This is a genomic window from Paenibacillus sp. Marseille-Q4541 (genome assembly GCF_018310695.1).
In the GTDB taxonomy this organism is placed as follows: Bacteria; Bacillota; Bacilli; order Paenibacillales; family Paenibacillaceae; genus Paenibacillus.
Window position 1 is genome coordinate 201,799 of the sequence record NZ_JAGXCY010000006.1, and the last position, 14,799, is coordinate 216,597.

Genomic DNA, 14,799 nt, shown 5'->3' on the forward strand with positions numbered 1-14,799 from the left:
ACCTCGTGTTCCATCAGCGGAAGAAAAGAGAAGTTCACTACTCGATCAACAAAAAACAGGCCTCTGCCATGAGAGCAGGGCACTTATATAGATTGACAAAGGCATTATTTACAGCACGAAAAAATGAGCAATCTGCCTCTTTATGAAAATAAAGCTGCTGACTGCACAGGGGATGTAAATAGCCCACAATTAGACAATCTGTATAGTTTTTTATAGAGGGAGTTCGCGAACCTCTCCCATGGAAACGGAATGTTCCGCATGATGATCCATGGATTTATATTTGTAGTTGTGGGAATCAATTTCATTACAATTGATTAAGGGTAACAATTATATTTCAATAAAGACGCCTGTTTAGCGTTCTCGTAGTATTATAGCAGAAAATAAGCACAATAGAAGTCCTTTTAGTTAATCAGCACATTTCCAAAAGGTAGCACTTCACGCAAGATCCGCTTAAATAGCCCCTCGTCATTGATGTCATTCTCGAGTCTCCGGTTTTCTCGGCCCGCTTGAAATAGAACTTTGCCATGCCCTGTCATCTTCCAATGATAGTTCATATGCTGACTCGCTAAATGGTTCCCGTATACGGTAAGTTCTAGGTTTGCATTTTCAGGATACGCGATGACACTGCCTGCATCTACATAGAGTGGAGCTGTGGGATGAAGTTCCTGTTCGCAGACCTGGCCTTGGGTGAGAATGCCGATAATTCCTGTGCCCGAAAATTTCATTTTGATGGCATCTCTTGTGATCAGCATGTTTTTGATCTTTAAAATTCGGGTCTGCATTTGAATTCCTTCACTGTAGAAAAACAAATGACGGAAATCGTAAAGTAAATCACTTTGCTCATCCAATTCGATTGCTTTCATGCTAAAACCGGGGGGGAGGGCAGCGACAAACTGGCAAGGACCACTAATTTCGGATTGAATCAATTTATGCTTGCGATACATCCCCCTAATATTCATAAAACGATCGTTTCTGCCTGTGCCTGCCCCTCGGTAAGCAACAATCTGCTGCGGATGAAGAACATGGATCTTGTCACCGTCTGTTAAAGAGAAGGTAACAGCTTGTCCTGTGGCAATGGAAACTTCGTGTCCCTGAGAAATTTGCATCTTTCGTCTTGTTCCTTTCTGTACTTAGAGAAACCACTACCATTTTATTACATACGGGAATGTCTACGCATACGATAACGAATGACACGAATGAGTAGAAAATACAATACAATCAGTGAAATGGCGGTAATCACCATAACTGTAATTCGCTTTTGTGTCATCATCCGTTGTTCTTCGGCTTTTTGTAACTGACCGACCATGGTAGTAAGGTTTTCATTTTGTTCCATTAAATATTGATTTTGTGAGATTAACTCCTCATTGCGAGCTTGGAAGGATTCGATGTTAGTTTTGGCATTGTTTAGTTCTGTCATCGTCTGTTCGTAGCTCTGCTGCAGCTTATTTACTTCCTCGGGCAGGTTCGTAAACTGCTCATAGCCGTTATATACGTTTTCCCAGAAACCGGCTTCTGCACGATGATCAGAAATGACCAGAAGCAGACTGTACATGACCACGGTCATCAGCGAGAGCTGCCACTTTTTTTTCATAGATCCACCACCTTATATATCATTAACCTCAATCTTCCTTTTTTTAGCAGGTAAAAGATTCACGTCAAAATAAAGAGAAATTTAGGGAATGCTGTTATTCTATACGAAAATATGATTTTAATTGTTTCACAAATTAAACATTTTTGTAGATCAGAGGAATTTTTAAAAATAAATCCTTTTGATGTTTCAAGCTTGCCTTGAAAGGGTAATAGATAGAAAAAGGTCGCTATTGGGAAAGAGATTGTTGGTTTTATTTTTCTAAGGAGGACAAATAGAAATGGAAAGTAGAGTAGATAAAAAAGTGTACAAAACGATTCGAGTTACCGTTAATGGGAAACCGGTTGGTAATGCACTGGTTATGGACGGTATTACCTATGCACCTATTAAGAAGGATAAAAGAAAACTTGGAATTAAGCGTCGTTAATTCCTAAGTTTTGAACTGTATAGTAAGTGCAGAAACAGAATCGAAAACGGGTAGTCATTCCCAGTGTTCGATTTTTTTATATGTGGAAAGAAATATGATTGAGAGGAACACAAATCTTCGGGATTTGTGTTTTTTTGTCGTATTGAGGCGAAATCAGTCGGATGACTTGTGTAAAGTCACAAAAATTTGTAATATTTTATGTAGGAACATATGTTCCCTGACAATCTGTTGTCTTTTTATCCTGTTAGTATTTAAATAAAGCATACTGAGGGGAGAGATGTTAGTGAGTTCAATACTGGATGTATTCTATACCTGGAACCGCGAAGCTATTCCCGTCTCTGGCGAAAAATCACTGTTTTTGCTAATTGAATGGCGCAGTGGACCGCCTGCCAAGAGACAACTGAAAACACCACCCAAACTATTGTTTCGGGAAGTTGAATTGTTGATTAAACCCGAGGATGGCATAAGAATAAAGGCTGTTCATGGGGCAAGGGCGAAAGAATCAGACGTCGGATGGGTAATAGGACTCGGTAACGCATATAAAGGTAAAACAAAATCCCTTTTATTAGAATTTACAGCAGTCTCTCAATCGGCAGGTAAAAAACCAGCATGTTCCGCCTATTGGAGCGCACTAAAGACGAAGCAAGAGCAACGTGTGCTTTTGCGCAGAGAACAAATTAATCTCATTGTTTCTGCACATTTAGGAATGATTCGTAAGGAACCAGATCCTAGAGTTCAGAAATATGTGAAGCTAAGTCAAACGACAGCGATCATGAAACAAAGTCTTCGAGCATTTGAAAGAGGAAGAAGCGAGGAAGGTAGCGAAATTATTAAACGTCATACTGATGAATTACTGATTTTGGCAGTAAGATCCGGTGACTTGGAGTATTATCGTGAAGCCCACATTCTTAACCGTTTATGCTTATATTACGAGCAGACCCATGAGCAGTCCTGCTATGAACCTACTGACATGGAAGAAGATTCAAATCATCCTTTTCAGGCATCCTTTGATAATGATTATTACGAGAAAGAAGCAAAGTAAGCATAGAGATAGCCATGAAAGTCGTAGTAACCAGCAGTTGTCCGCAGCCTCCAGGTGTAGAACGGAAAATACATAATGAAAATAAGGGTAATGACCGATATAAGTCCAAAGTGCTATATAACAAAAGGAGCGATCATAGTTCTTATTAACTAAAGTGTTGTTATAGGGGGACATCGCATGACAGAGCGGCTTATACGATTAATGCGCATCATTACCTTGGTTCAGGCAAAGCCTGGTATTTTAGCAAGAGAACTGGCCGAACGTTGTGAGACATCAGAACGAACGATATACCGTGATATGGATGCTCTAAGTGCGATGCACATACCGGTTGTGAACATGGGACACGGACGAGGATATCAGTTCATCAGTCGGTTTGCACTTTATCCACTGAATTGGTCGGAAGAAGAAACGGACGCTTTCGTGAAGCTGGCGGATATAATGGGGCAAGTAAAACCATTATTGCCTCCGGCTTTTGAAAGTGCCTATGAGAAGGTAATGGCAGCCAGTTTAAAGAAAAAAACAGAACGAGTCGAATGGGCAGAACAATTTGCAGAAGTGATACGGCTTGGAAAAGGAGAGGAAGATTGGCATGATGACAAGGATGACAAAGTGTTTGTCACTATTGTACAAGCTTCTTTATCCCAAAATACCATTCAGGCAATCTATGATTCACCTATAGAAGGGATCGCTGGTTCCGTTAATATAGAACCATCTACGATAAAACTAACGATTGATCCTTATCATTTAGTACCAAAGGAACATCATTTTTATGTAATCGGATATTGTCATGATACGGAGCAGGTAGAGTCTTTCCGTATGAGTTGCTTTCGTGAGGCAGATGTATTACCACAAACCTTCCGTAGAGAACAGTTTTTACAGAATACATCGATGAAGGATACATGGTCAGTAACGCCGAGTGATGAACGGATTTCATTCAAAGTAAGATTTCATGCAGAAGTTGTGGAGAGAGTAAGGCGTAGTGAGCTGCTGGTAAAGCCCAAATATTCGTATGAACATAATGGGAATTTAGTGCTTGAAGTGACCGTGAATAACAGTCAGGAGTTTATGGATTGGCTTCTTCCATATGGACCTGCTGCCGAAATTCTCGAGCCCCCGCATTATCGAAATCAACTACGAGAGAGGCTCAAGACTTGGCTTTGTTTTTATCACGACTTGTATCAAAATCAATGAAATTAAGGTTAGGAGTCCGAAGACCCGAGTAATTTAGCAAGATCTCCAAAGGGGTTATGTTTATCATCATCTCCGCTCGAATACACAAGTTTGGATTTGGTTCCTTCTTCTTCGGCTGCACTGTTCTCGGCAAGTTTCAATTGATCAAAATGATGAATAAATACTCTGGCCGTATTGATGGCGTCATCAAGGGCTCGGTGCTGGGTACCATCGAATGGAATACCGCACAACGTTAGAGCCTGGCTAAGTCCGAGCTGGCGCGAACCACCTTCTTTGCGAAGGGTCCGTGAGATTTGTTTTTGGATATCATTATGGTTCATGATCCAGTCCACATTCATTTGATGTGTGCGACAGTGCGATAAAAATTTGCTTTTGTCGTCAGGTCCCCATGAACAGAGGAAATAGGAATCAGGCAGCCATTCAGTAAACTGCTGGACAGCTTCAGGGAATAAGGGGGCTGCATCAATATCTTTTTGCGAAATGCCCGTGAACTGGATCGTATCGGTGGACAAAACGGATTTGTTAGAAGGTCGTACATAGGTATGAAATGATTCAATGATGCCGAGGTTTCCTTGTTCATCTACAGGGGAAACCTTCACAGCGCCGATATCGATAATCTCGGAAGAATACCGAGTACTTCGGCTTACGGTAAATTCAAGATCATAGATAATATAATTCATGACCGTTAGCTCCTTTCTCTTTTTTTATTTAGAAGTTATGAAGTTACACTTACTATAGCTAGATACCGACTCATCAGTTCTATGAGTACTATTTTACCTGTTAGATGCAAGGCTGTCAGCGTATTTTCTATCTCTTTCTTGGCGAAAATGATAGATACATTAAAAACGATGAATTTGAAAGTAAATATAGACAAACAAAACCGTTTTGATCTATATTTACTTTTAATTGAAGCAACCAAAGTTATTATGAAATTAATTTAGTTACATGAATCTTTAGAAAAAATGTGAAATGCGATGATCAAGGACACAGTATAGGATAACAGCAAATTTCATCAGAGAATGAGATCCGGTAGGCTGAAAGATCTCTGAAATTTGAACTTATACTCCTACCTTGTAGCTGCAAGCGGGTCTTATTCAGATTTCGTTTGCCGGATGAAGGCACGTTACGCCGGAGAGATGACCAGTCATTTGTAATGGAAAGTAAACAAAGAATGGTCTGAATAAGGGTGGTACCACGACATTTTCGTCCCTTGACGAAAGTGTCTTTTTTGCGTTGATACGAAATAGGGAGGGAACAATCTTGCGTCAGAGCAAATTATTTATTCCAACACTGAGAGAAGCGCCAGCTGAGGCGGAAGCACGGAGTCACCAAATCTTGTTACGATCTGGTATGATTCGGCAAACCGCATCGGGCGTATACAGTTTTTTGCCACTTGGAAGGCGGGTACTTCATAAAATAGAGCAGATTGTTAGAGAAGAAATGGATGCAATTATGGCTCAGGAAACGTTGCTGCCATCGCTGCAACCGACGGAGCTGTGGAAAGAATCAGGCAGAGATAGTGATTATGGACCGGAACTGATGAGACTTTCTGATCGTCATGATCGATCTTTTGCTCTAGGACCAACTCACGAAGAAGTTATAACAGCACTCGTTCGCGATGAAGTTCATAGTTATCGTCAGCTGCCTTTGACCTTATATCAGATCAGTACAAAGTTTCGGGACGAACGCAGACCCCGTTTTGGTGTATTGCGCGGTAGAGAGTTTTTGATGAAAGATGCATATTCATTTTCTACTAACTGGGAGGAACTAGATCGGGTATATGAAGATATGGTTCAGGCTTACACGCGTATCTTTACTCGGGTAGGACTTCGTTTTACGAAAGTGGAAGCAGATGCTGGTACCATTGGCGGGAGTGGTGAAACCCATGAATTTATGGCGCTCGCAGCGATTGGAGAAGATACGATCGTGACTTGTACGAGCTGTAATTATGCAGCTAATTTGGAGAAAGCCATCTATAAAATCCCGGAAGAGGTTAAAGATGCTCATCTGCTTACGGAAGAGTCAGTATCTCAGAAAGTGAAAGTTCATACACCAGACATGAAGACGATCCAGCAAGTCGCTTCTTTTTTGGAGAAAGAACCGAAGGATATAATCAAAACCCTTTTGTATGAGGCGGATGGAGTTCCTGTTGCTGTACTTGTTCGTGGTGATCATGATGTGAATGAGATTAAATTACAACATGCACTTGGGGCTAAACAGGTGGAAATGTTAGATCAGGAGAAAAGCAAGCATCTTCAGCTTCCAGTCGGGTACCTAGGACCCTATAATCTATCTATGAAAGTGATAGCGGACCATGCGGTGATTACGATGGAGAGTGGGGTTACTGGAGCTAACGAAAAGGATCAACACTATACTGAGGTGAAGCCTGGCCTAGATTTTACGTGGGATATAGCTGCTGATGTTCGTAACGCTGCAGAGGGAGATCAGTGTCCTTCGTGCAGCTCTGCACTTGCTTTTGATCGGGGAATTGAAGTAGGTCATGTGTTTAAACTCGGAACCAAATACAGTGATGCAATGGGAGCTACGTTCTTAAGTCAGGAAGGTACTCCTCAAAAACCAATCATGGGTTGTTACGGCATTGGAATCTCTCGCTTACTCGGAACGATTGCTGAGCAATATGCAGTAGATAGTACGATGAACTGGCCTGCTGCTATTGCGCCCTATCATGTGCATCTAATTCCAATCTCTGTGAAGGACGAAACGCAAATGCAACTCGTTCAAGAGTTGGAACGTTCCCTCACTGCTCTAGGGCTGGAAGTGTTAGTAGATGACCGCAATGAACGCCCAGGCGTCAAATTTAAAGATGCTGATCTACTAGGATTGCCTATGCGTGTCATTGTAGGAAAAGATGCGGCAGACAGACAAGTGGAGTGCAGATTAACTGGGGATTCCCAAGTTGTAGATGACGCGGGTAAGTCCATTTCTGAGCGCTTGTCTATTGAAGAAGTGCTTCATGTGGCTAAGCATCAAATTTTACCAAAATTACGCTAGTCAAAATGTGTAATATACTATATTCTAGTAAAAAAGGGTTTGACCTCAGCATATGAACGAATTGTCCTAAAGCATAGGGCCTTGATTTTAATCAAGGCCCTTTTTTGTGTTTTTTTATAGGACATTGAGGATCCGTTGGACCAAGAGGAGGTTATTTTTTGGGGGAACATTAGGGGGTGTGACGAATATAGACAGGAATTCATCACTTTCAAACATTAAGGTAAATTATGTATAATAATACGTTAAAAGGATGAAGAGGGTAGACCGATAACAGAGTAGAGAAAGTACATATTTAAGTAAGTATGCAATACAGAAAAAAACTTAAGATTATAGGAGTGAAAAAATGAAGAAAATTACTAGGTTTGTTTTAGCTACAGTTATTTTATTTGGGGCAACAGCATTGCCTCTGGAATCCAAAGCTGCGGGATCTGTACAATTCAAGGATGTGCCTTCCAGTCACTGGGCTAAAAGTGCAATTGATGCGGCCGTCCAGAAGGGATATTTCAAAGGATATTCAGATGGAACATTCCGTCCGAATGCAACGATTACAAGAGCAGAGTTTGCGGCACTTTTAAGTCGTTTGTCCAAAAATGAAGTGAAGGAGAATCAAGGAGAGTTTCAAGATGTAAAGGGACATTGGGCTGAGTCCTCTATTAAGCAAGCGGTAGGAATGGGATTCATTAGCACGAAGGATTACTCAAGTGAGTTTCAACCTGGAAAAGCTCTTACCAGAAGAGAGATGGCGAAATGGATGGCATCTGGATTGTCAGCGAATGATGCGGATTACAAAAAAGCTTTGGCTGATACAAGTACAGAATCTACTTTGGTTCCGGTAGCCGAATTTTACAAAGGAGGGTTATCGAAAACGGATTATCCTTATGTGTCTGTTGCACTAGGAACCGGCTTAATGGCTGGCTATCCCGATGGAACGTTCGGTCCCAGTAAAACGACCACGAGAGCCGAAACTGCAGTGATCTTATCTCGGTTGGATAGCGTTCAAGTGAAGAAGGCTGATAGTTTTAAAGATTTAAATGAGATGAGAGAAGTGGGACTAACAGGTACCAATTTAACTTCAGCTACTCCTTTTGTATATGCCAAACTCTATAATTCTTCTGAACTTGCAAGCTTTGATCGAGTAATTAATAAAGAATTTAATCTAAAAAATGGCTTAGGAACTATGAAGGTACATCGCATGATTATTGCCGATGCCACATCTTCGAAAACAGTTAGAAATTTATATGGGAAAATTTTTATTGATGAGGAATATAATAGACCCATTGATTCTGACCGATATGAGGTTTTTGTAGAGGCAACAGTAATTCCAAGTGGGGATAATTTGAAAAATCTAGCGTTTTATAATTCTACTGGAAGTAGACTGACAAGTGGTAATAACTTTGAAAGTGGGACAATTAAGAAGTATGGAATAATCAACTTGCCACATACAGAGTATGTTACATCAGGTTTTTTTACAAAAGGAGTAGAAAGAAGATTTTGGATGAATTCATCTATAAATAGAAGCTGGGTGGAGTCAATTACTGAAAATGGGGGAAGGTTTTCTGCTGGGAAAGAAGCTACCTCATTTTATATTCCTAAATGAGAAAGTGTGACTATAAAATGATAAACATTAGTAAAATAATAATGTTTTTTAGATGGCTTTCTATTGTTATCATTTTTGTTTCATCAATAACTTTTTTTTCGGATTTATCATATTCTGAAGCTGCTCCTCAGGTAGTTGTAGTAAGTCCTGATTCTGAAGATATTGAACCTCTCAAACATCCCACAGTAAGCCCAGCAGGCCCTATAGGATATCAAAAAAAGGTGAAACTAGTTGATGGAATTAAGAATGCTGGACCTGGAGTTTATTGGGTACAGATTGACAATGGTTATTGGGTGGCTACTTCATACAGAGGAAATATCTCCGTAAAAAATACTGGATCAAGAAATGATCCTTGGCCATCTGTAGGTTTAGTAAAAGATAAGATAGAAATGGTAGGAAAACCTATATATATGCCTGATGACTATACTGATGCTAATGGTGAACTAATACAACCCAATATAGTCTCAAATGCTATTATTACTAAAGTAGCGACAACTCAGGATCAAGGAATTACTTCGTTGATAAAAAGTTTGGAGTTAGTGGGTGAAAAAACTGGAGTCTTACTGGAGTCTGAAACAGGGAGGAGGGTTTATCCAACACTTCCAGGTGAAAATAACTCTTACTTGGAAGAATATAATAGATACACTGGGAACGATGGAGATAATGGATATCCCAAAAATACTGCAATGTATTTGACTCCACTTACTATAACTTGGCGAGGTAAAGTAATTGAGCAGAAAAAGATACAGCTGAGTGGGAAAAATAATTTGAAAGTAAACGAACAAACCTATCTTAAAGGCGAAGTTTCAACGATTAAGCCAGGTGAAGATAACTACGGTAATCCTGTAGATATCTCAACAAGAACAGATACAACGTGGTCATCCGATAAAAAATCAGTTGTAGAAGTAAATGAGAGTGGACGTATTACTGGAAAAAGTAAGGGAATCGCGAAAATAACAGTCCGCTGGAAAGAGAAAGAAGAAGACGGCGGTCTATATGATCTGATGACTTCTATTACAGTGACCGTAACCGAAGAAGGCTGTCTTGAAGGTGAAGAATGCGGGGGCGAAGGAGAAGACCCTAGTGGTGGAGGTGCCTGCAAATACACCATTAACCCACCTTCACAAGTCTCCTCACCTACGACTACTTTTATGGAACCGGGAGCACAAGGGCATATATTAGGTGATGATACAGCAAATGGGAGACATTTTGATGCTACCTTAGGTATCCCTACTTCTGAAAATTTATATGCTAATACTTGGGCAATGAAATATTTGTATCAGCATACCTTTGGTCAACAAAAAGGAACAGTAACCTATGATTGTAATGCGGAAGTTACATACTTATTGAAGTGGAAAGAAAAGCAAGATCCAATTAAAGGGGAAGACGGGAAAGAAACACCACAGCCGGATATTGAAAAAAGCGAAAATGAAACGAAAAAGTATTCGTTTTCCTTCACTCGTAATTACTCTTATTGGAAGATAAATAACTTAGAAGTTTACAAGATAGATCGTGCTACGATGTCTAATTACGCTTTGCCTAACGGGAACGCCACATTACTTCCTAAGGGATATAGCATTCCTTCAGTAGATATGGAACATACGGAAGATGTACAAACTCATGTTATTCCAAAAGAAACGAGTGAGATTAGTTTTACACCAGAAGTTGTAGACAAAGGTGGATATACAAAACCAACCCCACCTGACGATACGAACAAAATAAAATCGTTAGCTGAAGGACAAACCAAACCGCCTGATGTTAAAAACGATGCTCTCCATTTTTCATATGAAAGTGGTACCACAACTGTTATGGATGGTAGTACTGTCTCAGAGAATGGTCCTACTCCCTCTAAAATACCAGACCCTTCTAAGATCGGTCCCTATAAAGAAACAGGAGAACAAGTACTGTATCAGGATCGCTTACTTATTAGTAAGTCATTGATTAACCAGGCGCATACGTCTTCTACAGGAACAATAAACTATAGTCTGTTACCTACCAATGTAGGAGGAAGCGGAGATAAGAGTTTTTCCATTCAACCTATTAACACGGTTACCGTACACACACCTGTCGTTAACTATTCCTCTGTAACCGATGACCAGGCTCACAACCAGAAAACAAAACCAAATTATAGCCGGGCTGCATTTATTCTTGATCGGCCATTCAAAGTCAGGATTCCAACAGATGGTCAGCATGTTAGTTACCCTGGTTATGGAGATCGGGACTACGCTAAGTATGTCAGAACGAAAGAAGTTTATTTCCCTTTTGATGTATACAGTGGGGACAAACGTACTTTTTATTCTAAAAATACGTGGATTCCCGTCCCAGTTTCTCAACCGGAAATGGAGTTTTTCTTGCCTGTTTGGGTTGATGAAGGGGATTATACCGTCTATTTTCGTACAATAGCGGAAAATGCACCCACTGATTTTACTCATCAGCCGGATGCTAACACGGATCTTTTGAACCATGTTGCAACAGATACGGCAGCGGTTGAGGTCATTGGGAGATTATATGATTTTCATATAACGGATATTGCTGATTATGAGTGGGAGACGGTTTTTCGTAGCATTCTAGGTAGTCCGATTCCATCTGGATTCAGCTATTGGACTGGACTCAATGGAATCGATGGAGCAGCAAGAGGTAACTCATCGCCATTTATTTTGCCTGTTCGTCCGGGAAGTCATCCCGTACCTAGTTACTCCAACGTAGCAGTAAAAACAGGATATCATTTCAAGTTTGATCTAAAGACGAAAGGGAATATGTTTACGTCGTCCGATGGAATACGTGTCACGCCTTCTTTTTATTATGTGGCAAAGGACGGATCGCAAAGGCAGGAAGTAGATCTGTATTATAGCAAGGGCGAGAAACATTTTATTCGGATTGGATCCGCTCAGGACGAGGAGAAAAGATTTGTTGTGCTAAATTCCCGCTTGCGCAACGTGCCAGCAGTGGAGATGACCGATACAGCCGCCTATCGTTATGCCAAAGAGTTAACGGATGCTGAGCGTCACCAGACGTCTAAAGATCTCTATACAACTCAGTACATGACTGTCCTAGCTAAAGAACCTTCTTGGGCTGGGCGCTACTTCTGGATGTTGTTGTCACAAGATTTACGTACTTTCATTGGGCCTAAAGATGGTTTACCTGGGGGAGTTGATCCGTACCGGGCAAGTGCTTCTATACAGCATTGGTACGGTGAGTACAGTTTACCCGCAGATGTTGTTGCCGTGAAGAAAGGTACGTCTATGGAAACCTATGCGAGAGCGCAAACTCTAGATGATCATTCGGATGTGTTATTGAAAAATGGTTATATCGTAGTTAACTTCAACCTTGAAAGTATCCGAAATGGAGATACAGCTAATCCGCATTTGCAATACATTCACGCGCCCCTGATGAATCAGTGGAAGCTAGAAGGATTTGAGAGTGAATTTGTTACACCAAAAGGCAATCAATTTACGTCTTTGGATGGAGATGTATTGTATTACTACAGTCATCTATCCAGCAGAGATGATTTCTCTTCTGAAGTCCCTCATTAGTCCGCTCAATGTACACTGCTTCATATTACCTAATCCAACATCAAAAAAGACCCTGCTCATGCAGGGTCTTTTTTGATCATACTGTTCAACATCTTCTAACGATCTCTTATGCTATTCTTCGTATAACTTATCTGGGTAGTACTGCTATCCTGCCATCTTACCTCTGATTTGTTACTTATAGACTACTTTAATATTAAAAATCTTACATATGGTTTAATCTACGAGCTACTTATTACGACTTCTTAACCATATTATCGGATAATTCACAAAAATATTAATAGGATATAGAGATTTTTTTAGAAAAATTATTGAACAAGCATGACTTTTGATCTATGTGATTTTTATGAAGCTGTTGGTAGCTTCAATGTCTGTCCTGGATAGATCCAGTGTGCATTTTTAAGTTTGTTCAAATTTTGAAGTGTCTGCCATGTTGTATCGTATGTCTTGGAGATGGAATACAGGGTGTCTCCTGCTTTTACAACATAGACTTTTGGCTTCTCTTCAGATGGTTTAGCTGGTTTACTTGGTTTTTCTGGCGTTGTTGGTTTTTCCGGTTTAGCAGGAACTCCAGGCGCTGGCTTTTCTTCTGCTGGAGGAGCAATTACGGGTGCTGTTCCTTCAGAAATACGACCATCCGTTGAAACGGTTCCTTGACCCAACTTTTGCAGATGGGAGATTAAGGCTTCATCCAGGGAACCATACATACCTGCTTGGCTATATTTCTTGAACATATCATATTCATCGCCGCCGATAGATGTAAAATCATTGGTTGCGAGCGAATAAGTTGCGTTCGGGTCGATTGCTTTTCCGCCGATCATTACGGAATGAACTCGATTTCCGGCTTCTTTTGAAGGATCGATTTTAAACGTAAATCCGGAAATTTGCGGGAATCCACCGCTTGCTTCTGGATAGCTTTTTACACCGTTTTCGAGTGCTGCGATGATGTCTTCCCCTTTAACGTTCAGGGTTACTATCTGGTTACCAAAAGGAAGAACGGTAATGACTTCACCTTTGGTGACTTCGCCTTTCTCAATGGAAGCACGAATACCGCCACCGTTCGTTAATGCAACATCTGCACCAGATACTTCGCGTAAAGCGTCAGCAATCAGGTCACCCAGATTGGTTTCTCCAGTACGTACTTTTTCTCGGGCACCTTCAAGATCAGTTGCAATGTTTGCTACAATTTCATCGAGGATAGGCGATTGTTCTTTTGTAATGGAGCTCACAAGTGCGGTTACTTTTTCGTTAGGGGTAAAGCCTGCTGCTTCTTTCTCATCAATGAGCGAGGCTTGTTTCTTCACAACTTTGCCGCCATCTACCCACAGATCCACGACGCCAACATAATTGGTGTACTCGCCTGCACTTGCAATCAGGGTCCCATTATCGGATACGATTCCATCTTCCAAGGTTGTATGGCTATGACCATCAATATAAATATCAATGCCATCCACTTCATCGACAACATCAAATGTATTATCTACATCGGAATCATCTTGTCCCATATGTGCCAGTGCAACGATAACATCGACTTTACTACGAAGCTCATCCACACGTTTTTGCATTTCGTCAGAGGGATCAGTGAACTGAATGCCTTCTACGTTTTTTGGATTGGTTTTATATGCGGTTTCTTGTGTAGTAAGAGCGATGATTCCCAATTTCACACCATCGACTTCTTTAATGATATACGGATCAAAAAGGCTTGTACCGTCCTTCTTCTTCACGTTGGCACTGATCATCGGGAAATTAAATTCTTTGCTGAGTTTCACTAGATGTTCCCAGCCGTAGTTGAATTCATGGTTACCCGGAACGATCGCGTCGTATCCCATTTCATTCATGACCTTCACAATGCTTTCCCCGTTGACCAAGGTAGCAAAGGTTGTTCCGTGAATAGCATCGCCACCATCAAGAAAAAGGGTGTTTGGATTATCCTTGCGGTACTTGTCCGCAATACCAGCCACTTTGGCATATCCGATGTTTGGTGAAGCTTCGACAGCACGGGCATGCGTATCATTCGTATGTAGAATGGTAATGTGAGTCCCTTTCTGATCCGCTCCTGAAACGGATCCTGATGTTTCTACAGCCGCACTTGCTAGACCCATAGAACTAAAAAATAATGCCGATACTGCAATGGACGATAATGAATTTTTCCAATTAAACATAGAAGTCTCAACCCTCCCAATTTTTAATTCAAACATATTTTACCAAATAATTTTAGGATATAGTTCATTTTTTAGGTGAAATATCTGCCATAGATTTGACAAGCAGGTTCCTTTTTTGAAATTACTTCTATTTAAATCAAGTTATCTATATTTTCTGTAAAAACAGAATGGTTACGACAGATGTAGAAATGAAGTAGAATAAATATAGTATGATCTGTTTTGCATAGGATCTAACGTGTAGCTACTTTTT

The 14,799-nt window shown here is 40.6% G+C and carries 10 protein-coding genes and 1 riboswitch; of the genes, 6 read left to right on the top strand and 4 right to left on the bottom strand.

Annotated elements, in window-relative coordinates; genetic code table 11:
- Positions 1 to 196: 196 nt before the first annotated feature.
- A riboswitch (PreQ1 riboswitch) is annotated at positions 197 to 240 on the bottom strand.
- Between the two features lie 161 nt (positions 241 to 401).
- Both KFT32_RS10020 and KFT32_RS10025 read right to left on the bottom strand, forming a co-directional pair.
- Positions 402 to 1,106, bottom strand: a complete 705-nt coding sequence (locus KFT32_RS10020) for an AIM24 family protein (RefSeq protein WP_211747036.1) — start codon at positions 1,104 to 1,106, stop codon at positions 402 to 404.
- Between the two features lie 47 nt (positions 1,107 to 1,153).
- Complete coding sequence (locus KFT32_RS10025; protein ID WP_211747037.1) at positions 1,154 to 1,591, bottom strand: hypothetical protein; 438 nt, start codon at positions 1,589 to 1,591, stop codon at positions 1,154 to 1,156.
- Positions 1,592 to 1,868: 277 nt separating this feature from the next.
- Between KFT32_RS10025 and KFT32_RS10030 the strand changes: the two genes are divergently transcribed.
- The 3 genes from KFT32_RS10030 (at position 1,869) to KFT32_RS10040 (ending at position 4,248) form a co-directional block, all read left to right on the top strand.
- The gene (locus KFT32_RS10030; protein ID WP_211747038.1) at positions 1,869 to 2,015 is read left to right on the top strand and encodes a hypothetical protein; all 147 of its coding nucleotides are present in this window, start codon (positions 1,869 to 1,871) and stop codon (positions 2,013 to 2,015) included.
- A 283-nt stretch (positions 2,016 to 2,298) separates the two neighbouring features.
- Positions 2,299 to 3,057, top strand: a complete 759-nt coding sequence (locus KFT32_RS10035) for a hypothetical protein (RefSeq protein ID WP_211747039.1) — start codon at positions 2,299 to 2,301, stop codon at positions 3,055 to 3,057.
- Between the two features lie 177 nt (positions 3,058 to 3,234).
- Positions 3,235 to 4,248: a helix-turn-helix transcriptional regulator gene (locus KFT32_RS10040; RefSeq protein WP_211747040.1), complete on the top strand. Its 1,014-nt coding sequence runs from the start codon at positions 3,235 to 3,237 to the stop codon at positions 4,246 to 4,248.
- 8 nt (positions 4,249 to 4,256) lie between these two features.
- Here KFT32_RS10040 and KFT32_RS10045 read toward each other — a convergent pair whose 3' ends face one another.
- Positions 4,257 to 4,928, bottom strand: a complete 672-nt coding sequence (locus KFT32_RS10045) for a 3'-5' exonuclease (protein ID WP_211747041.1) — start codon at positions 4,926 to 4,928, stop codon at positions 4,257 to 4,259.
- 580 nt (positions 4,929 to 5,508) lie between these two features.
- Here KFT32_RS10045 and KFT32_RS10050 point away from each other — a divergent pair.
- The 3 genes from KFT32_RS10050 (at position 5,509) to KFT32_RS10060 (ending at position 12,390) form a co-directional block, all read left to right on the top strand.
- Positions 5,509 to 7,260, top strand: coding sequence for a proline--tRNA ligase (locus tag KFT32_RS10050; RefSeq protein ID WP_211747042.1), 1,752 nt, complete (start codon positions 5,509 to 5,511; stop codon positions 7,258 to 7,260).
- A gap of 343 nt (positions 7,261 to 7,603) precedes the next feature.
- Positions 7,604 to 8,857, top strand: a complete 1,254-nt coding sequence (locus KFT32_RS10055) for an S-layer homology domain-containing protein (RefSeq protein WP_211747043.1) — start codon at positions 7,604 to 7,606, stop codon at positions 8,855 to 8,857.
- 221 nt (positions 8,858 to 9,078) lie between these two features.
- Positions 9,079 to 12,390, top strand: a complete 3,312-nt coding sequence (locus tag KFT32_RS10060) for a DUF5704 domain-containing protein (protein ID WP_349304891.1) — start codon at positions 9,079 to 9,081, stop codon at positions 12,388 to 12,390.
- A 341-nt stretch (positions 12,391 to 12,731) separates the two neighbouring features.
- Here KFT32_RS10060 and KFT32_RS10065 read toward each other — a convergent pair whose 3' ends face one another.
- Positions 12,732 to 14,549: a 5'-nucleotidase C-terminal domain-containing protein gene (locus tag KFT32_RS10065; protein WP_211747044.1), complete on the bottom strand. Its 1,818-nt coding sequence runs from the start codon at positions 14,547 to 14,549 to the stop codon at positions 12,732 to 12,734.
- Positions 14,550 to 14,799: the final 250 nt, after the last annotated feature.